At 59.2% G+C, this 18,314-nt stretch carries 11 protein-coding genes; 7 read left to right on the top strand and 4 right to left on the bottom strand.

Annotation, left to right across the window (positions count from 1 at the left end):
• Positions 1 to 8 precede the first annotated feature (8 nt).
• Entirely contained in the window at positions 9 to 1,850 is a 1,842-nt protein-coding gene (locus QZ383_RS05045) for a histone-lysine N-methyltransferase (RefSeq protein WP_291443563.1), read from the bottom strand.
• Positions 1,851 to 2,056: 206 nt separating this feature from the next.
• Here QZ383_RS05045 and QZ383_RS05040 point away from each other — a divergent pair, with 206 nt between their 5' ends.
• The 7 genes from QZ383_RS05040 to QZ383_RS05010 all read left to right on the top strand — a co-directional run bounded on the left by QZ383_RS05040 (position 2,057) and on the right by QZ383_RS05010 (position 12,673).
• Positions 2,057 to 4,207, top strand: coding sequence for a ribonuclease catalytic domain-containing protein (locus QZ383_RS05040; RefSeq protein WP_291443561.1), 2,151 nt, complete (start codon positions 2,057 to 2,059; stop codon positions 4,205 to 4,207).
• Positions 4,208 to 4,353: 146 nt separating this feature from the next.
• Entirely contained in the window at positions 4,354 to 4,968 is a 615-nt protein-coding gene (plsY, locus tag QZ383_RS05035; protein ID WP_291443559.1) for a glycerol-3-phosphate 1-O-acyltransferase PlsY, read from the top strand.
• A gap of 150 nt (positions 4,969 to 5,118) precedes the next feature.
• Entirely contained in the window at positions 5,119 to 6,564 is a 1,446-nt protein-coding gene (thrC, locus tag QZ383_RS05030; protein WP_291443557.1) for a threonine synthase, read from the top strand.
• A complete protein-coding gene (locus tag QZ383_RS05025) occupies positions 6,527 to 6,766 on the top strand; it encodes a hypothetical protein (RefSeq protein ID WP_291443692.1) in 240 nt (79 codons plus the stop codon). The genes thrC and QZ383_RS05025 overlap by 38 nt, the downstream gene beginning before the upstream one ends.
• 56 nt (positions 6,767 to 6,822) lie before the next feature.
• Positions 6,823 to 8,865, top strand: coding sequence for a methyl-accepting chemotaxis protein (locus tag QZ383_RS05020; RefSeq protein ID WP_291443555.1), 2,043 nt, complete (start codon positions 6,823 to 6,825; stop codon positions 8,863 to 8,865).
• A 406-nt stretch (positions 8,866 to 9,271) separates the two neighbouring features.
• The gene (locus QZ383_RS05015) at positions 9,272 to 11,314 is read left to right on the top strand and encodes a methyl-accepting chemotaxis protein (RefSeq protein ID WP_291443553.1); all 2,043 of its coding nucleotides are present in this window, start codon (positions 9,272 to 9,274) and stop codon (positions 11,312 to 11,314) included.
• Between the two features lie 156 nt (positions 11,315 to 11,470).
• On the top strand, positions 11,471 to 12,673 hold the full coding sequence (locus QZ383_RS05010) for a hypothetical protein (RefSeq protein ID WP_291443551.1): 1,203 nt from the start codon (positions 11,471 to 11,473) through the stop codon (positions 12,671 to 12,673).
• Between the two features lie 110 nt (positions 12,674 to 12,783).
• Here QZ383_RS05010 and mgtA read toward each other — a convergent pair whose 3' ends face one another.
• The 3 genes from mgtA to QZ383_RS04995 form a co-directional block, all read right to left on the bottom strand.
• Positions 12,784 to 15,543: a magnesium-translocating P-type ATPase gene (gene mgtA, locus QZ383_RS05005; RefSeq protein WP_291443550.1), complete on the bottom strand. Its 2,760-nt coding sequence runs from the start codon at positions 15,541 to 15,543 to the stop codon at positions 12,784 to 12,786.
• Positions 15,544 to 15,817: 274 nt separating this feature from the next.
• Positions 15,818 to 16,291 carry a C-GCAxxG-C-C family (seleno)protein gene (locus tag QZ383_RS05000; RefSeq protein WP_291443548.1) on the bottom strand — a complete coding sequence of 158 codons (474 nt, stop codon included), beginning with the start codon at positions 16,289 to 16,291 and terminating at the stop codon, positions 15,818 to 15,820.
• A complete protein-coding gene (locus tag QZ383_RS04995) occupies positions 16,288 to 18,312 on the bottom strand; it encodes a TIGR04326 family surface carbohydrate biosynthesis protein (protein WP_291443546.1) in 2,025 nt (674 codons plus the stop codon). The genes QZ383_RS05000 and QZ383_RS04995 overlap by 4 nt, the downstream gene beginning before the upstream one ends.
• Between the last annotated feature and the right edge of the window lie 2 nt (positions 18,313 to 18,314).

The following is an 18,314-nucleotide window of genomic DNA, read 5'->3' as shown; positions in this document are numbered from 1 at the left end:
TCCTTCCCTTAGTCGTTGTCGCTGTCGTCTGCTGCCGCCACTTCCTGCTGGAGGGCGCGCGCGCGTTTGAGGAGCAGTTCAAGCTGGATATCCACACCAATGACGCCCACGATGTTGTCCTTGTCATCCGTCACCGCGCATGAAACGGTGATGATGAGCTTGCTTGTGAAGTGCGACTGGTACACATCCATGATGTGCAGGTCGCCGGTTTTCATGGGCATCTTGAACCATTCGCGCTCCGAAAAATCGTAGCCGATGGGCAGAGCCTCGTAGGTTTCCTTGTAGACCGGGTCGGTAATGGCAGAGCAGCGCAGCTTGCCCTGATCGTCTGTGAGGTAGCAGTACTGGATAAAGGGGAATTCGCGTACAAATTCATCAAGCCGCGCGCAGGCATGCTTGTTGAGGTCCAGCAGATCCTTGCTGCGGGCAAGGCGAATGATGATGTTGGCCGAAAGTTCGCCAGCAAGTTGCTTCATGTGGTCGTATTCAGAGGCGAAGAGCTCAGGCATGAAGCGCTGCACCAGGGCTTCCATTTCTTCGTGCGAGAAGCTGGTGGTGCGGCCCGTTTCTTCGTACACGGCCATGATGGCGTCGTATATCTGGCCCACGGCAGGATGCTTTTTGGAGACCTGCTGGTCGTTGGGCAGATTGAGGTTGGCGTTGATCCAGTAGGCAACGCCAGCGCGGCCCGTCTTGTCGGTAATGATGATGGGCACCGGGCGGCCAAGCAGATGCTTGGTGTCGAAGATATTGTAGATCTCTTCGTTCTTGGCCAGGCCGTCGGCGTGCACGCCCGCGCTGGTGGCGTTGAAATCGCGGCCCACAAAGGGATAGTTGTGGGGGATGCGGTAGTGCAGTTCTTTTTCAAAGAACTCGGCAACTTCGCTCAGAATTGTGGTGTCTGCGGCGGCATCGTCGCCCGTAAGCGAAATGTATTCCACCAGCAGGGCTTCCAGCGGGGTGTTGCCCGTGCGTTCGCCAAAGCCGAACAGAGTGCCGTTGACCGCGCCGCAGCCATAGAGCCATGCGGTAACGCCGTTGACCAACACTTTGTGGAAGTCGTTGTGCCCGTGCCATTCAAGCCACTGACCGGGTACGCCAGCCTCGTCCGTAAAGCAGCGCACGATGCGCTGCACCGAGCGGGGCAGCGCCGCGCCGGGGTAGGGCACGCCGTAGCCCATTGTATCGCACAGGCGGATTTTGACCGGCATGCCACTCTCGCGCGAAAGCTCCATGAGCCGCTGGGCCAGGGGCAGGCAGAAGCCGTAAATATCGGCTCTGGTCACGTCTTCAAAGTGGCAGCGGGGGATGATGCCCCATTCCAGCGCCTGCTCGGCCATGCCCACATACATGTCCATGGCCTGCTGGCGGGTTTTGCCCAGTTTGAGAAAAATATGGTAGTCCGACACGCTGGTGAGCATGCCGGTCTCGTCAAATTCCATGTCGCGCGCGAGCTTGAGGTCGTCCTTGGTGGCGCGTATCCAGGCGGTCACGCGGGGAAAGCGGTAGCCTCTGGCGCGGCATACATCAATGCACTTGCGGTCTTTGGCCGAGTACAGAAAAAATTCCGAAGCCGTGATGAGTCCGGTTTTTCCGCCGAGTCGGTGCAGAAAATCGAACATCTTTGCCACTTGCTTGACCGTATAGGGGGGGCGGGCCTGCTGGCCGTCGCGAAAGGTCGTGTCGGTAATGCGCATCTGATCTGCTGGCCGGGGGGACAGCAGAACCTCGTCAAACGAGGTGCGGCAAACGCTGGTGTAAGGGAAAAGCTCACGGTAGAGCTGCGGTTTTTCCGGCTCCTGCATGACCAGGGTACGGCTGCCTCCAGTTTGGTGAATAATGTTGCTCATTGGGTGTCCGCCCTGCTCGCGCTACGCGCGTGGTAAAAATTGTTGCCGTAAGCCGCTAATATAGCGGTTTACAGCCCTTGCGTCCAGTATGTCAGGCGCTGCGCCCCCGGCGGCACTTGCCAGAAGGCCAAAAATAAAGGAATGTCTTTGGCTGCAAGCGCGACGGTCTATGGGAGAGCGGACGCGCTTTTTCTGAAGGAGCGGGCATGTCTGATTGTGTGCGCTACCCGGCGCCGGGTTGCGTGGTGGAATATATGGAAGGCAATGCCGTGCAGATTGCCCTGGTCACTGAAGAGGTCGGGGGCAGGCTGCGGCTGCTGTTGCCCAACAGAAGGGAAACCCGGCTTAATTCTTCGCGCCTGCTGCCCTGGATAGGGCCCATGCACGGGGCGGACATGGGGCGGGAAGACGCAGTGCGCGTGCTTGAAACGCACAGGAAAACCCGCGAAGACATGGCCGCCCAGATCCCCGTCATGGACGTGTGGGAACTCGCCCAGGGCGAGGTGGAAGCGGCCCCGGCAAGCTGGTTTGCCGAGCTTTTTGAAAGCGACCCCACCACCGATCATATGGCTGCCTATGGCCGCGCCCTGCTGGCCTGCAAAAGTCACTTCCGTTTTCAGCCTCCGGATTTTCAGGTTTTTTCTGCCGACATGGTAGAAAAACGCATGGCCGAGGAGAAAATCCGCCTTGAGCGAGAATCGCTCATTGCAGGCGGAGCCGCCTTTTTGCGCCTTTTGTGGGATGTTGCCTGCCGCAAGCGCGAGCTGCCCCAGCCCCCGCGCGAGGGCGCTGCCCTTGGCGAATGGCCCCCGCAGGAGGTGGCCGAACGCCTTGAAGAAGTCCTTTTTTCCCGCATGATTGATCCTGAAAGTCAGGAATGGGAAAACATCTGGCGCACCCTGAGCAAGGGCATGCCGGATGTGCCGCATTTGCCCCTGCAACTGCTGGTGGCCTGGGGCAAGGTGCCGCCGCACTATAATTTCTGGCTTGACCGCGCAGGCTACGCCTCGGGCGACACATGGTGGCAGGCCTGCGCCGATGAAGTTGAATCCCTTGCCGCCGCCGGGCGCGCGCCCCTGACTGCCCTTGCCCAAAATGGGCAGGAAGGTAGCCTTGAAGTTTGCGATCTGCCCTGCATCAGCATCGACAGCGCAACCACGCGCGACGTGGACGATGCCTTTCATGTGGAGGCGGAGGGCGACGGCTGGGCCCTGACCCTCATGCTGGCCTGCCCCTCGCTGTTCTGGAATTTTGGCGGGCCGCTGGACAAAATGGTGCTGCACCGGGGCACCAGCATCTACCTGCCGGAAGGCGACTGCCACATGCTGCCCGAAGTACTGGGCACTGACGCCTATTCGCTGCTGGCGGGCCAGACGCGCCCCGCCTTGAGCGTGCTTGTGCATGTGGCGGCGGACGGCACCCTTGGCGAGTGCGATGTTTCGGTTGTGCAGACCAGCCTTGCCGCCAACCTGACCTATGTGGACAGTCAGGCCGTGCTTGACGCGCAGGCCGCAGGCGAACCCCTGCCGCAGAACGCGGCCACGCCCTATGCCGAACAGCTGCGTCTGGGCCTTGAGCTTGCCCGTCAGCGGCAGACCGCCCGCATCGCGGACGGCGCGGTAATCATGGACAGGCCCGACCCTGTGATCCGTCTTGAGGGCGAAGGGGCAGAAGTGCGCGTGGAAGTTGGGCTGGATTATCAGGCCTCGGACGCGCAGATGCTTGTGGCGGAAATGATGATCCTTGCCAGCGCCGCTGTGGCCCAGTGGGCTGCGGACAAGGGCGTCGCCATGCTGCACCGCGTGCAGGATGTGGCCCTGCCCAGGGAATACGCGGGCATCTGGACAACGCCCCAGGATATGACACGCATCATGCGCGCGCTCACGCCCTCCGGCCTTGAGGTGCAGGCACGGCCCCACGCGGCCCTGGGGCTTGCGCGTTACACTCCTGTGACCTCGCCGCTCAGGCGTTATCCCGATCTTGTCAACGAAGAACAGTTGGTGCATTTTTTTCGCACAGGCGCGCCGCGCTGGACAGAAACCGAGCTGACAGACCTGCTCAACGTGCTTTCGCCAGCGCTGGATGCGGCGGGGCAGGTGCAGCGCTTCCGCCCGCGCTACTGGAAGCTGCTTTTCTTCCGCCAGAAGGGCGACAAGGTCTGGTGGAACGGCGTCATCACTGAAGAAAACGATGCTTTTATCACCGTGAGCCTGCCCGATCAGGGCATGTTTGTGCGCGGTAAAAGGCGGCTCTTTGACGAGCGCTCGCACCCCGGCCTTGCCGTGGATGTGCGCATCGGCAAGGTGCAGCCTTTGTATAATGAAATCATGATTCTGGAAGCGGTTACGGCGGGCTAGACCGCCTTTCGCTTGTTGGGCGGCATCCCGGCCCGTCATGCACGGCAGCAGCCATTTGAGCTGCCATGCAGGGTTTGTTTTTAGAGGACTGTTTGGGCTTGCGGGCAATCTGCCCGTATTTTCAGAGGCTTGCAGCGGAGAATTATATGCTGGAAGTATTGTGGATTGCTCTGGCCTATGTGCTTGGTTCTGTGCCGTGGGGCCTTGTTATCGCCAAGACCTTTTGCCGCATAGACCCGCGTGAAAGCGGCAGCCGCAGCACCGGGGCCACCAATGTGGCGCGCCTGTGCGGCTTTGGTTGGGGTGTGGCAACCCTTGCGTGCGACGTCTGCAAGGGGGCTGTGCCTGTGTGGCTGGCCTTTCACATCAATCCCTCGCCCGTTTTTGTGAGTGTGGTGGGCCTGGCCTGCGTGCTTGGGCACGTTTTTTCGTGCTTCATGAAGTTCAAGGGCGGCAAAGCTGTTGCCACCAGCATTGGCGTGTTTCTTCCCCTGGCTTTCTGGCATCTGCTGGCGGCCTCGGCCCTGTGCTGCCTTGTTATCTGGCGCAGCGGCTTTGTTTCGCTGGGTTCGCTCACGTTGGTCGTGGCGCTGGCCGTGGCCCTGGCTGTTACCGGCCAGTGGGCCTGGCTGCCTTTGGCCCTGTGCGTGTGCGCCGTGGTGGTGTGGAAGCACAAGGAAAACATCGCCCGACTGCGTGCAGGAACAGAAAACAGCTGGCTCAAGGGCAAGCACGCTGAAAAACAGGAAAATAAAGGCTAGTTCAGGCTGCCTGCAAATTTACGACAGCGCACCATGCTGTTGTACATGTCAGTATGGGTCTTTTGCCGCAAAATGTTTTTGTGGCGAAGGCTGCGCAGACAGCCTGCGGCAAGGCTGTTTGCCCGATGCACTTATCAAGGAGTTTCTCTCATGGCGCATGCGGATTTTCCGGCCTATCGCGGCCGCATGGAGTATGTTTGTCTTGACTGCGGCGCGCGTCATCCCGGCGACAGCCTGCTGTACACCTGCCCGCAGTGTGGCGGCGTGTTTTTGCTGGAAAACCTGGATTTCGACAAACTGAAAGAACGCAGCGGCGCAGAGTGGCGCGAGCTTTTTGACGCCCGCTCCGCCAGCCGCAGCACCGCGCTTCGGGGAATATTCCGTTTTTACGAGCTGCTTGCTCCCCTGCTGGACGAAGACGATATCGTGTATCTGGGCGAAGGCATCACGCCGATTATTGAAGCGGCCCCGGCCCTGCGCGACCGCGTGGGCGTGCCCTTTGCCTACAAGAATGATGGTCAGAACCCCAGCGCGTCCTTTAAGGATCGCGGCATGGCCTGCGCGTTCAGCTATCTCAAGTGGCTGTGCCGCCGCAACAAATGGGACGAAGTGCTGACCGTGTGCGCCTCCACTGGCGACACCTCGGCGGCGGCGGCCCTCTATGCATCATATGTGGGCGCGCCCCTCAAGAGCGTGGTGCTTCTGCCCCACGGCAAGGTAACGCCCCAGCAGCTTTCGCAGCCCTTGGGCAGCGGCGCCACCGTGCTTGAACTGCCCGGCGTGTTTGACGACTGCATGAAGGTGGTCGAGCTGCTGGCAGAAAATTACCGCGTGGCCCTGCTCAATTCCAAGAACAGCTGGCGCATTCTCGGGCAGGAATCCTACGCGTATGAAACAGCCCAGTGGTACGGCTGGGACATGACCGATCTGTGCCTCTTTGTGCCCATCGGCAACGCAGGCAACATCACGGCCATCATGTGCGGCTTTTTGAAAATGCTTGAGCTTGGCATCATCACTTCGCTGCCCCGCGTGTTTGGCGTGCAGTCCGAGCATGCCGACCCGGTGTGGCGCTATTATGATGCACCCAAGAATGCCCGCCACTGGCAGCCCGTAACCGTCACGCCCAGCGTGGCGCAGGCCGCCATGATCGGTAATCCCGTCTCCTTCCCGCGTGTGCGCAAGCTGGCGGAGATGTTTATCGAAAAGGGCGGCGAAGGGGCCTTTCAGGTTGTGCGCGTGACCGAGCAGCAGATCATGGACGCCATGATTGTTGCCAACCGTCACGGCCACATTGCCTGTACCCAGGGCGGAGAATGCCTTGCGGGCCTCATGAACGCCAAGGCCCTTGGCCTGATCAGCAACAAGGAGCATGCCGTGCTTGACGCAACGGCCCATGCCCTCAAGTTCGCAGGTTTTCAGGACATGTATTTCAACGATTCCTTCCCGGCAGAATACGGCGTCACGCCAGATAAGAGCCTGGCCAACAAACCGGAGCTGCTCCTGCCCGAAAGCGCGCGTCAGGGGCGCGAGGTGGCGGAATTCGCCCGCATGGGTGCGGATGCTGTGGCTGGACGACTTTCTTTACAAAAAAAGTAAAGTTTATATTGCAGAAGCCGATAATCAAAGAAGCGGCAGCGCAGGTCTGTTGCGCTGCCGCTTCTTTTTTGCGGTGCGGCAATATCGCCCCTGCCATGGCAGCATTGAAGGCATTCTGCGGATAACAGCGTGCTGCGGTCAGCTTTGGCGTGTCCAGGTGGAGGATTATCGATCTTCAGAAATGAAGGGATGCCGCATATGAAATGCTATGAATCAAGGTGCTCAGGTGACTAGTTTTATTACGTAAAGGAAGATTTTATGTTTTCACGCAGTATCAGGACAGCCATGTTGCTGGTTATCAGCATCGTGGTACTGGCGGTACAGTCGGCTCTGGTTGTTGTTGTAACGCGTATGGGGGATGAGGCGAACCTTAAGGCAAGCACTCACGAGATGGATCTCACCTCGGACACGGTAAGCAAATCCCTGGGCGATTTTGGAACCCAACTCAGCATGTTCGTCAATGGTGTTTCCAAACCGCCGAGACTGCGTGAATTCCTGCTTACGGGCGAAGACAAAAAGGGCGCGGAAGTTTTTCTTGCCGCCATGTCGCAAGCCGCACCCGAAGTAAATACCTTGTATTTGTTTGACGCCTCAGGGAAACAGGTCATCACCTGCGCCCAGGGCAAGGCCGGTAAGCTCAGCGACCTTGCCGACCGCGAATATATCAAGGCAGCCCTGGCCAACAAGCCGGGCTTCAGTTCCGCACCTACAAAAAGTATCGCCACCGGCAAGCTTATTGTCAGTGTGACCGCACCCATCCTTGACGACAAAGGCAAGGTTGTGGGCGGCGTGGGCATGTCATACGACATTGACAGCCTGACCAAGAATCTCAAGGGCATTACCATCGGCAAAACAGGACGCGTCGTTGTGGTTTCGCCCGAGGGCGTCGTAATCAGCCATGTAAACAGCGACTACATCCTCAAGAATATGGCCAATGAACCGGGTATTAGCGATATGGTCAAGGCTGATTCCGGCAATGGCGTGGAATTTGTGCGAGAAGGCGAAAAGCGCATGCTTGCCTGGGATGTGGCCCCCAACTGGAACTGGCGCGTGGGCGTGACAGTAAGCCGCGATGAAATTGAAGCCCCGGCCAGGGAGCAGCGCAACGTCATGCTGGTGCTGGGCTTTATTACTATTCTGGCTCTGGTGGGGATCTGCCTGTTTGCGCTGGATAAAGTGGTTGTGCGCCCCTTGCGGCAGTTGCAGGCTTTTGCTTCAGACGTCGCGGACGGCAATCTTGAATCCTCTTTGACAATCAGCCTGCGCAATGAAATCGGCAACTTGGCAGACAGTCTGCGCAGCATGGTAGGCAGCCTCAAGGCCAAGATAGCAGAGGCCGATGAAAAAAGCCGTCTGGCCCAGGAAGAATCAGAACGTGCAGCCAGCGCAACAAAAGAAGCCGAAGCCGCCCGCATGGCCGCTGAACAGGCCAAGGCCGATGGTATGCTGCATGCCGCCACCCAGCTTGAGGGTGTGGTCGAAGCCGTAACCACGGCTTCGGAAGAACTCTCGGCCCAGGTGGAGCAGGCCAGCCGAGGCGCTGAGAGCCAGACCGCTCGAGTGGGTGAAACCGCTACCGCCATGGAAGAAATGAACGCCACAGTGCTTGAAGTGGCGCGCAACGCCGGGCAGGCGGCGGAATCCGCCAAGACAGCCAAAAACAAGGCTGAAAGCGGCGCCGACGTGGTGGCCCGTGTGGTCAAAGACATCAGCCGTATCCAGACCAGCGCCGTGGAGCTGAAAACTGAAATGACCTCGCTTGGCAAGCAGGCCGAGAGTACGGGGCAGATCCTGGGCGTTATTTCGGACATTGCCGACCAGACCAATCTGCTGGCCCTTAATGCGGCCATTGAAGCTGCCCGCGCAGGCGAAGCCGGGCGCGGGTTTGCCGTGGTTGCAGACGAAGTGCGCAAACTGGCGGAAAAAACCATGACCGCTACCAAGGAAGTGGGCGACGCCATCCGCGATATCCAGAACGGCACCCGCAAAAATGTGGGCAACGTGGAGCAGGTTGTGAACATGATTGATACGGCCACCACGCTCGCGGGCACTTCGGGTGAGGCCCTGCATGAAATTGTGAATCTGGTGGACGCCACGGCCCAGCAGGTGCAATCCATCGCCACAGCTGCGGAAGAACAATCCTCCACCAGCGAGGAGATCAACCGCTCTATTGAAGACGTGAACCGTATTTCGCTCGAAACCAGCTCCGCCATGCAGCATTCTGCCGGGGCGGTTTCCGACATGGCCCAGCAGGCCCAGGTGCTGCGCGGGCTTATCAGCAGCATGAAGTCCGGGAACTAACCAGCGGTGATGGAAAGCAGCGGCAAGTATGCCTACCATGCTGGTCTTGTTGCTGAAGTGTTTTAAAATCAGGCCTTGATGGCTGACTGCAAGCGGCTCCTGCTCACGTGGGGGCCGCTTTTTTTTTCGGCCTTGTGTTGCCCCGCCCAAGCGGCGCACAAGCAGACTTCACTGTTAATTATTTAAATATCAGTGTTAACAAATGAGGGCATATGAGAGCGTGGCGTGAAGTAATCAAGATTCAGATAACAATGAACTCATAGTTATTTCAGGAGGTAAGCATAAAATTAAATATATTGATATATTGGAATGTATATTGCATCCGCTTTCGGTTTGATGTTTTTAGCAAGATCGCAGAGGGCAGCCTGAATTGAAATGATCTGTTTTGCAGTGAGGAGGCTAGTTTATGTCGGTACGCAGCATCAGAATGGCGATGATGCTTCTTGTGGGCGGGGTGGTATTTGCGGTGCAGTCGGCCCTGATTGTCGTGGTCGCCCGTTACAGCTATGAGGCCAGCCTGACGTCAAGCGTTGATCAGATGCGCCTCCTGGCTGGCACCATTGCCAAGTCGCTGGGCGACTTTGGCGAACAGCAGCAGATGGTCCTGCACGGAGCGGTGCTGCAACCTGCCCTCAAGGAATATTTGCGTAACCGGCACGATAATGGCGAGGCCGCAGGCTTCCTCTCGGCCATGTCACGCTCGGCTGATGAAGTAAACTCCTTCTTTCTGTTTGACACGGAAGGCACCCAGCTGATCAACCGTGTGCATGGCAAGGAAGGCAGCCTCAAAAACTTTGCCCACCGCGAGTACATTCGCCAGACGTTCAAAGGTAAACCCGGCCTGAGCGACACGCCGTCAAAGAGTGCGATCACGGGCAAGCCCATTGTAGGCGTTGCCGATGCCATAGTGGACGACAGCGGCAAGGTCATTGGCGGTGTGGGCATGGCCTATGCCATTGACGGCCTGATGGAAAACTACATTAACGACATCCATCTGGGCAAAACGGGCTATCCGTTTATTGTCGCGCCCACGGGCGTCATGGTCGGGCACCCTGACAGCGAGCGCGTACTCAAGGATGTTTCCAAGGAAGAAGGCATTGCCCATATCCTTGCCACGCCGTCGGGCGTGGAACCCTTCACCCGTGGCGGTGTGGAAAAAATGCTGGCATGGGCGCCGGTCCCGGGCTGGAACTGGAAGGTCGTCATCACCATGGATCGCGCGGAGATCGAAGCCTCGGCCAACAATCAGCGCAACCTCATGGTTGGCGCGGGCTTTGCCGCAATCCTGCTGCTTGTGGGCATTACCCTGCTGGCCCTTGAAAAGATCATCGTCAAACCCTTGCAAGAGCTGGAATCCTATGCACGGTCAGTGGCGGAGGGCGAGCTTGACCGCAGCCTGACGCTGGTGCGGCGCAATGAAATTGGCCATCTGGCAGACAGTCTGCGCAGCATGGTGGGCAGCCTTAAAGACAAGATAGCCGAGGCTGACGGAAAAAGTCGCCTGGCCCAGGAAGAATCAGAGCGCGCAGCCAGCGCAACAAAAGAGGCCGAAGCCGCTCGTATTGCTGCGGAACAGGCCAAGGCCGACGGCATGCAGCATGCCGCCACCGAGCTTGAAGGTGTTGTGGAGGCCGTAACTATGGCTTCTGAAGAACTTTCGGCCCAGGTGGAACAGGCCAGCCGCGGCTCTGAGAGCCAGACCGCTCGAGTGGGCGAAACAGCCACAGCCATGGAAGAAATGAACGCCACCGTGCTTGAAGTAGCGCGCAACGCCGGGCAGGCAGCGGAATCCGCCAAAGCTGCCAAGAGCAAGGCTGAAAGCGGCGCCGATGTGGTTGCCAGTGTGGTAAAGGATATCAGCCGTATCCAGACCCGCGCCGTGGAACTGAAATCGGAGATGACCACGCTCGGCAAGCAGGCCGAGAGTACGGGGCAGATTTTGGGTGTTATTTCGGACATTGCAGACCAGACCAATCTGCTGGCCCTCAATGCGGCCATTGAAGCGGCGCGCGCTGGCGAGGCCGGGCGTGGGTTTGCCGTGGTTGCCGACGAGGTGCGTAAACTGGCGGAAAAGACCATGACCGCCACCAAGGAAGTGGGCGACGCCATCCGCGATATCCAGAACGGCACCCGCAAAAATGTGGGCAACGTGGAGCAGGTTGTGAACATGATTGATACGGCCACCACGCTCGCGGGCACTTCGGGTGAGGCCCTGCATGAAATTGTGAATCTGGTGGACGCCACGGCCCAGCAGGTGCAATCCATCGCCACAGCTGCGGAAGAACAATCCTCCACCAGCGAGGAGATCAACCGCTCTATTGAAGACGTGAACCGTATTTCGCTCGAAACCAGCTCCGCCATGCAGCATTCTGCCGGGGCGGTTTCCGACATGGCCCGGCAGGCTCAGGTGCTGCGCGGACTTATCAGCAGTTTGAAATCCGGGCATTAGCCCGCCGGTCTGTACATACCAAGGGGGGGACTTGCCGCATGGCAGGGCCCCCTTTTCATCAGGTTTTCCGGCCAGCTTTTGGGGTGCGGCACAGAGGCTTGCAAAAGAACGCTGCATCAGTAGTGTGGAAAAAACACCAGCAAACCCGGAGGCTCCATGCGGCAGACCACAATCATTGCTCTTTTGTTCATGCTGCTGGCAGCAACTGCCAGTGCGGCAGATTACAAGGACGTAGCCTCCGGCGTGCGCTATACGCACATCGGCGACTACAACGTTGAACGGCTGAATAAAATTCTTACGTCAGAAGTGGCGGCATTCAGCAATTTCAAGATGCAGTACCCGGAAGCCGCCAATGGCGTAAGCCTGTACAAGGTGCAGTACATGACTGTGATTCCGGAACAGGGCAATCGGCCCACTCTGGCTTCCGGCCTTGTGGCTGTGCCGCAAATAGCCCAAAAGAAGCTGCCCGTGGTTTCGTATCAGCACGGCACGGTATTTACCCGCACGGCAGTGCCCTCCCGCCCCGAAGAATCGGACGAAACGCGCATTGTCACCGCGCGCTTGGCGGGGAACGGTTATGTGGTGATCGCGGCGGATTATATAGGCAAGGGTGACTCCACAGAACCGGACAGCTACATGGTGCGCGAGGCAACAGTGCAGGCCTGCATGGATATGCTTTTTGCCGCCCGCGCGGTGCTGGCGGATCTGGGCATTGAAGAGGATGGCCTCTATCTCAGCGGCTGGTCGCAGGGCAGCTGGAGCACCCAGCAATTCCGCCACCGGCTCGAATCCCGGAACATGCCCGTCAAGGCTGCGGCAACGGCTGCTACGCCAGCAGATCTGTACCTGCTGCTGACCCGCTGGATAAACAACCCCTCATCGCTTGACGCCACGTGGCTCGCGGGGAGCGTTATTCTGTTTACCTATTCCTATGCCTACTATTATGACATGCCCGGCCTGCCGCAGACCATCATCAGGCCCGAGTATCAGGCTGCCTGCCGCGATTTTTACGAGAACAAGATTGGCTGGGAAGAGTTGCAACCGCAGCTACCCGCCAAGATTGCCGATCTGGTGCAGACGGAAGTTGCGGCGCAATCCTCGGCGGGTATGGACTCATTTTTCCGCAAGTTGCGTGACAATCAGGCCTTCATGTGGCGCTCGGCAACGCCCTGCCGCTACTATTACGGCAAGGTAGATGAGGTCATGCCGCCCTACGTGTCCACCCTTGCCGTGGGCTACACCATCACCGCCGGGGGAGCCAGGGCTGAGGCCGTGTATGCTGGCGACACCGCCGACCATCGGGGTGCGTTTTTGTATGGAGTGGGAGATCAGAAGGAATTTTTTGACAGCAAACGCTAACAGTTCTTTTACCCGCTGGCTGTTTAAGGCAGCCTTGCCGGGAACAAATGACTGCTTTTTTTCGTGCTGCGGTCAGGGGGTTGAAACCAGCCCCCTGACCGCAGTTCTTGTTATAACCATGTGTTATAGCGGCGCATAAAGGCCCGCTTTACCAGCGTGGCCAGGGTCAGATACCCCACAAGCACTGCCGCCAGCCAGGGGAAGTAGCTGGCGGGCAGCGCGCCCATATCCAGCCCCTGACCCAGCGCTGTAAAGGGAATGGCCGTGCCCACGGCAACGCCAAGACCTGTGAGCAGGGTTACCTGCCATGCGGCGCGGCTGTGCAGCAAGGGAATGCCCGGGGTGCGCAGCATGTGGATGACCATGGTCTGCGTCCACAGCGATTCCACAAACCAGCCAGCCTGAAACAAGGAGGCAAAGCTCGCCTGATCGGTGCTGCTCATGACTTGCCAGCCGCCTGCAGGCATGGGCACCACGGCAGGGCAGATCACCCAGAACAGCAGGGCATATGTCGTGAGGTCAAAGACCGAGCTGGTAGGCCCGAGCCAGAACATGAAACGCCGGATGCTGTCCGTATTCCAGTTGCGGGGCTTGCGCAGAAAGTCCTCATCCACATTGTCCCAGGGCATGGCCGTGCACGAAACGTCGTAGAGCAGGTTGAGCACCAGAATCTGTAGGGGAGTCATGGGCAAGAACGGCAGAAATACACTGGCCGCCAGCACGGAAAACATGTTGCCGAAGTTGGAACTGACCGTAATCTTGATGTATTTGATTATGTTCGCATAAGTGCGGCGGCCTTCCATCACCCCGGCCTCAAGCACGGTGAGGTCTTTTTCCAGCAGGATGACGCCCGCAGATTCCCGCGCCACGTCCACGGCGGAATCAACGGAAATACCTACGTCGGCGTTCTTCATGGCCGGGGCGTCGTTGATGCCGTCGCCCATAAAGCCCACCACATGCCCGTTGCCGCGCAGGCAGGTCACAATGCGGGCCTTCTGGCGCGGGCTGAGCTTGGCGAAAATGTCGGCTTGCTCAACAGCGGCTTTCAGGGCCTCGTCGTCCATCTCCTCAATTTCCCCGCCCAGCAGGATATTTTTGCCCGGCAGACCCACCTGACGGCACACACTGCGGGTGACGGCATCGTTGTCGCCTGTCAGCACCTTTACGCGCACGCCGTGCTCGTTGAGCGCGGCCAGCGCCTTTGATGCGGAATCCTTGGGCGGATCAAGAAAGGCCAGATAGCCCAGCAGCACCATGTCTTTTTCGTCCGCCACAGAGAAAACGCCGCCCGGCGCGGACATGGTTTTGTGCGCCACGCCCACCACACGCATGCCGTCGTTGTTGTAACGGCGTACGCGCTCCAGTATTTCGGCCTGGAGTTCTGGTGTGAGCGGTTCGACCTGTCCATGGTATTCGGCATAGGCGCACACGGTGAGCATTTCTTCCAGCGCGCCCTTGGTGATGATCTGGGTTTTGCCCGTTTTGTCTGCCACCACCACGCTCATGCGGCGGCGGCTGAAATCAAAGGGCATTTCGTCCACAAGGCTGTATTCCTTGCGCAGGGGCTGCATGCTCAGTTCATCGGCGTGGTTGACGATGGCAGCGTCCAGCAGGTTTTTGAGGCCGGTCTGGAACCAGCTGTTCAAAAAGGCGTGACGCAGTACTCGTGCGTCTTCCGTGCCGTGGATATCGAGCGAATACTCGAGCACAATCCTGTCCTGCGTGAGGGTGCCCGTCTTGTCGGTGCACAGCACGTCCATGGCCCCAAGGTTCTGGATGGCGTTGAGGCGGCGGGCAATCACCTTTTTGCGGGCCATAAACACGGCTCCGCGTACCAGATTGGCGGATACCACGGTGGGCAGCATCTCGGGCGTGAGGCCCACGGCAACGGAAAGGGCAAACAAGGCGGCTTCCACCCAATCGCCTTTGGTGAAGCCGTTGATAAAAAGCACCACCGGGGCCATGCAGATCATGAAGCGTAACAGCAGCCAGGAAACGGAATTCACGCCTTTGTCAAAGCTGGTGGGCGTGGTTGTAGCCGCGATCTGGCGCGCAAGGGAGCCAAAAAGTGATGCTCCGCCCACAGCCAGCACAAGGCCGTAGGCCGCGCCGCTGACAACGTTGCTGCCCATAAAGGCCAGATTGTCGCAATCAAGGGGCGAGGCGGCGGCAGTGTCGGCGGGCAGGGCATGGGGGAACTTTTCCACCGGTTCGCTCTCGCCCGTGAGGGAAGACTGGCTGACAAAAAGATCCTTGGCCCGCAGAATCCGCATGTCGGCGGGGATCATGTCGCCTGCGGCCAGGCGCACCACATCGCCCACCACCAGCGAATTGATGGGCAGTTCCTTACCCTCGCCCTCGCGCACCACTTCAATGGTGGTTTTGACCAGCGATTCAAGGCGGGCCACGGCATTGCCGGAGCGGGCCTCCTGCACGAAATGCAGCACACCGCTGATGCAGACCATGACCGTCACGATGATAACGGCGGTGAGGTCTTTTTCTCCAGCAGCTGCCAGCAAATAGTCGGTAAAGAACGAGATGCAGGCCAGCAGCAAGAGCACAACGCTGAAGGGATTGATAAACGAGGTGAACAGGCGTTTGGGCAGGCTGTCCCTGCCCTTGGCGGCAAGGATATTAGCCCCGTACTTGTGGCGCATCTCATGCACCAGATGGCGGGTGAGGCCATCGGGCGAGGAGTTGAACGTCTGCAGGGCTTCGTCCGGCTCAACGCGGGCGGCATCCAGCAGGCGGGTTGCCGCCTGGCGAACCAGTTCAGTGCTGACGGTATGTGCAGCAGCGGGGCCTTTGCGGCCAAAAAAGCGGGTAAACGGCACAACAAGGCCGTGCGGCAGAAAAGAGCGCAGAACCATAAAATCCTCCTGGGAACACGCACAACGCGTTACCCGCAGGAAGATTTTCAGCTACGGGAACGGAATGGCGTGGAAAGAGTGGTGCGACGTAAACTGTCAGGTTCCGAAGGGGAACTGTGGCAACTGTCGGACGACATGTAGGATGCTCCTTCCATAGGGTTGAGGGTGACCGCCTGCCAGAAGGCAGGCGCATAAAAAGTGCATGGCCGCAAAAGGCCATCTGCGCGGAACCTATTCGCTCCGGGCATTGTTGTCAAAGGGTGAAATTTAAGCCCTATTCTGCCGTATCGGCTTCAAATCCAGATTTTCTGCGGTTTGGCTCGGCAGATTGTGTCATTTCGTCAAGAAAGTCATGCAAAAAACATATGGCGTCAACCGAAACGGATTCACACAGATGCGGGGGATCATTGGGGTGGATGCCACCAGGCCGCAAATCCTTGCAGGAGAGGCTGCCGAAGCGTTCAGTGAACTGGGTTGCAAACCTGGCGCACAGATCAACAATTTCTGATTCTTCCTTGCCCAGTTCTGCACCGCGCAGGCCGATAAGCAGTAAACCGCCCTCCACAAGGCCGCACTGTCCGCCTGTGCCGCCAGCGCCGTGGCAACCCACTGTGGCAGTGTAAACCTGCGGGTGCAGCGGTTCTTTGAGAACAGTTTCCAGACAACGCAGGGTTGTGCGGGCGCAGTTGAGATCTCTGTCCCAATAGTAGTGGCGTACCAGGGCGGCCACTCTGTCATGCGTACTCATGGTTTTCCTCTCAGGTGCAGCAGTGTTTCCCATCTGGGAAGATCGACGTTCAGGTCAAGATATTCAGGTGGAAGATGCAGAGGCGCTGCAGTTCGCAGCGCGCAGGCCACATCGTCCACGCTGCCGGTGCGCGGCAGGCTGGCTACATCTTGCAGGGGGCAGAGGTCAAAGTCATCTGTGGGCAGCATGGCCACCACGGGCAGTCCCTTGATGGCGGCTTCAAGCGCCACGGTGGTGGAATTGGAGGCCCAGACCACCACGCCGGGAGCAAGCTGGTCGGCAATGGGGCCGTCCACCACTTGCACATCCTGCGCACGGCGGCCCAGCAAGGCCTTCAGCCTTTCCTGAACCGGCAGGTAGGGGTGCGGCTTTACGCGGATTTCCCAGCCGTCAAGCAGGCCTGCATGCAGCGAACGGGCAAGCAGGGCCAGATGGGCCTCGGTTTCGTCCGCAAAAAAGCTGGTTACGGCCAGCAATCGCCGGAAAGCAGGTGTGGAGTCATGGCTCGCAGAAGTGGCATTTTGCGCTTCATTGTGGGCCAGATAGAGGTAACGCAGGGCTTCCACTTCGCCCAAACGCTCGGCGGGCACTCCTGCCTCGCGCCACTGCGAGCAGGCGGACTGCCCGTTGCCCCGCAGCATATCGGGCTGAAATTTTGCCAACTCTCCCGTAAAGGTGCGCGGGTCGTCAAAATAGCGAAAGTCTGTGGGCCGGATGGTGGAATGCTGCGCGCCGATGACAGGGCCGTTGTCCGCCTCGTGCATGGTCTGGGTAAGCATACGTTCCCATGGGCAGTTTTCCAGCGGAAAGAGCGTCCAGCGCTGCGGGCCGGCCATGGCGGCGTATCGCTTGAATGCCCGGTGTTGCAGGCAGCGTTCAAGGCAGCGCCAGCCCCGGAATGATTCCGCCCAGTAGGGGCCGAGGTAGGTCCAGAAATCAATCTGCGAGCCTGCAAAACGAAAGGCCGCGCGGGCTTCTTTTTCCAGCCGCAGGCTGGCAAGGCACAGGCGCGCGTAGCGGAACAGGGCGGCTATGAGGTCGCCTGTGGTCAGAAATTCTTCAAGATAATGAAAGCTCGCGCCGTCCCTGCCTTCACGGCGAAAGCGGTCGCGCAGGGCAATGCACTGGGCCAGACTGAGCTGGGGCGCGGGAAAGCGGATGAAAAGCCAGCGCACAAAGTGCCCGGCGGTCGGGGCATTCTTTCCGGCCTTCCCCTGTTTCTGCGTTTCCACCTCGGCGGTGGCGTTCAGCGCATCGTGCAGGCTCTCCCAGTAGCGGGAACGGTAGCGGCCATTTTCCGCAGCTTTCATGTCCACATTGGGAAAGTAGGTGGCAATGGTGGCAGCCTGCCCCTGAACGGGCGGTAGCGGGTTTTTGGCCGAAACCGGCGGCAGGTGGCGGCGTACAGTCCACCACCAGTGGGCGTAACGGGCCAGCGCGCGCAAGGGAGGAGGTGTTGCGTCATAAACCTTACGCAGCAGACTGCAGGCTGGCTCAAGCGGAACCGGAGCTTCGCTGCATTCCGCAAACAGCCTGTGCCCTGCCTTGCACATGCGCGCAAGCGCGCCGCGCAGGTCTTCATCCCCGCCAAAAACGCGCAGGGAGGCAAATCCGCCCTCGTCCATGAGGCGCTCAAGGGCGCGTAGCTTGTACACAGTGTAGAGACCGGGCGTCATCTTGGGATGGCGCTCGTACAGCAGCGAACACCACCACATGGAGAGCTTTTCGCCGCAGCGCAGATGCTGCTGCACCTCGCGCCCGCCAACGCGCATGCGGCCCATATCGTACGCCCAGGCCATATGCTCGGCGCGGATGGTCGTCAGTTCATCGCGCAGGCGCGCAGACAGCGAAATTTCGCCATTGGGCGCTTCCCATCCGTCCCAGTGCGCAACAATCCGTTGGGGCAGGGCCTGACCTGATTCCGTTTCGGCCTTGCCGCTGGGGCTGTAGCCCTGGGTCGTGCACAGCGCACGTGCCGCATCCGGCAGTGCAGGGCCAATGACAAGAACAAGCTCTTTCATGC

The sequence above is a fragment of the Desulfovibrio sp. genome, assembly GCF_019422935.1.
In the GTDB taxonomy this organism is placed as follows: Bacteria; Desulfobacterota; Desulfovibrionia; order Desulfovibrionales; family Desulfovibrionaceae; genus Desulfovibrio.
The sequence above is the reverse complement of the archived record's forward strand: the minus strand, read 5'-3'. Positions and strand labels throughout refer to the sequence as shown.

Bases quoted from the DNA above. Each gene is read 5' to 3' on its own strand.
- QZ383_RS05045 (WP_291443563.1), bottom strand. From the start codon at position 1,850: ATGAGCAACATTATTCACCAAACTGGAGGCAGCCGTACCCTGGTCATG.
- QZ383_RS05040 (WP_291443561.1), top strand. From the start codon at position 2,057: ATGTCTGATTGTGTGCGCTACCCGGCGCCGGGTTGCGTGGTGGAATAT.
- plsY (WP_291443559.1), top strand. From the start codon at position 4,354: ATGCTGGAAGTATTGTGGATTGCTCTGGCCTATGTGCTTGGTTCTGTG.
- thrC (WP_291443557.1), top strand. From the start codon at position 5,119: ATGGCGCATGCGGATTTTCCGGCCTATCGCGGCCGCATGGAGTATGTT.
- QZ383_RS05025 (WP_291443692.1), top strand. From the start codon at position 6,527: ATGCTGTGGCTGGACGACTTTCTTTACAAAAAAAGTAAAGTTTATATT.
- QZ383_RS05020 (WP_291443555.1), top strand. From the start codon at position 6,823: ATGTTTTCACGCAGTATCAGGACAGCCATGTTGCTGGTTATCAGCATC.
- QZ383_RS05015 (WP_291443553.1), top strand. From the start codon at position 9,272: ATGTCGGTACGCAGCATCAGAATGGCGATGATGCTTCTTGTGGGCGGG.
- QZ383_RS05010 (WP_291443551.1), top strand. From the start codon at position 11,471: ATGCGGCAGACCACAATCATTGCTCTTTTGTTCATGCTGCTGGCAGCA.
- mgtA (WP_291443550.1), bottom strand. From the start codon at position 15,543: ATGGTTCTGCGCTCTTTTCTGCCGCACGGCCTTGTTGTGCCGTTTACC.
- QZ383_RS05000 (WP_291443548.1), bottom strand. From the start codon at position 16,291: ATGAGTACGCATGACAGAGTGGCCGCCCTGGTACGCCACTACTATTGG.
- QZ383_RS04995 (WP_291443546.1), bottom strand. From the start codon at position 18,312: ATGAAAGAGCTTGTTCTTGTCATTGGCCCTGCACTGCCGGATGCGGCA.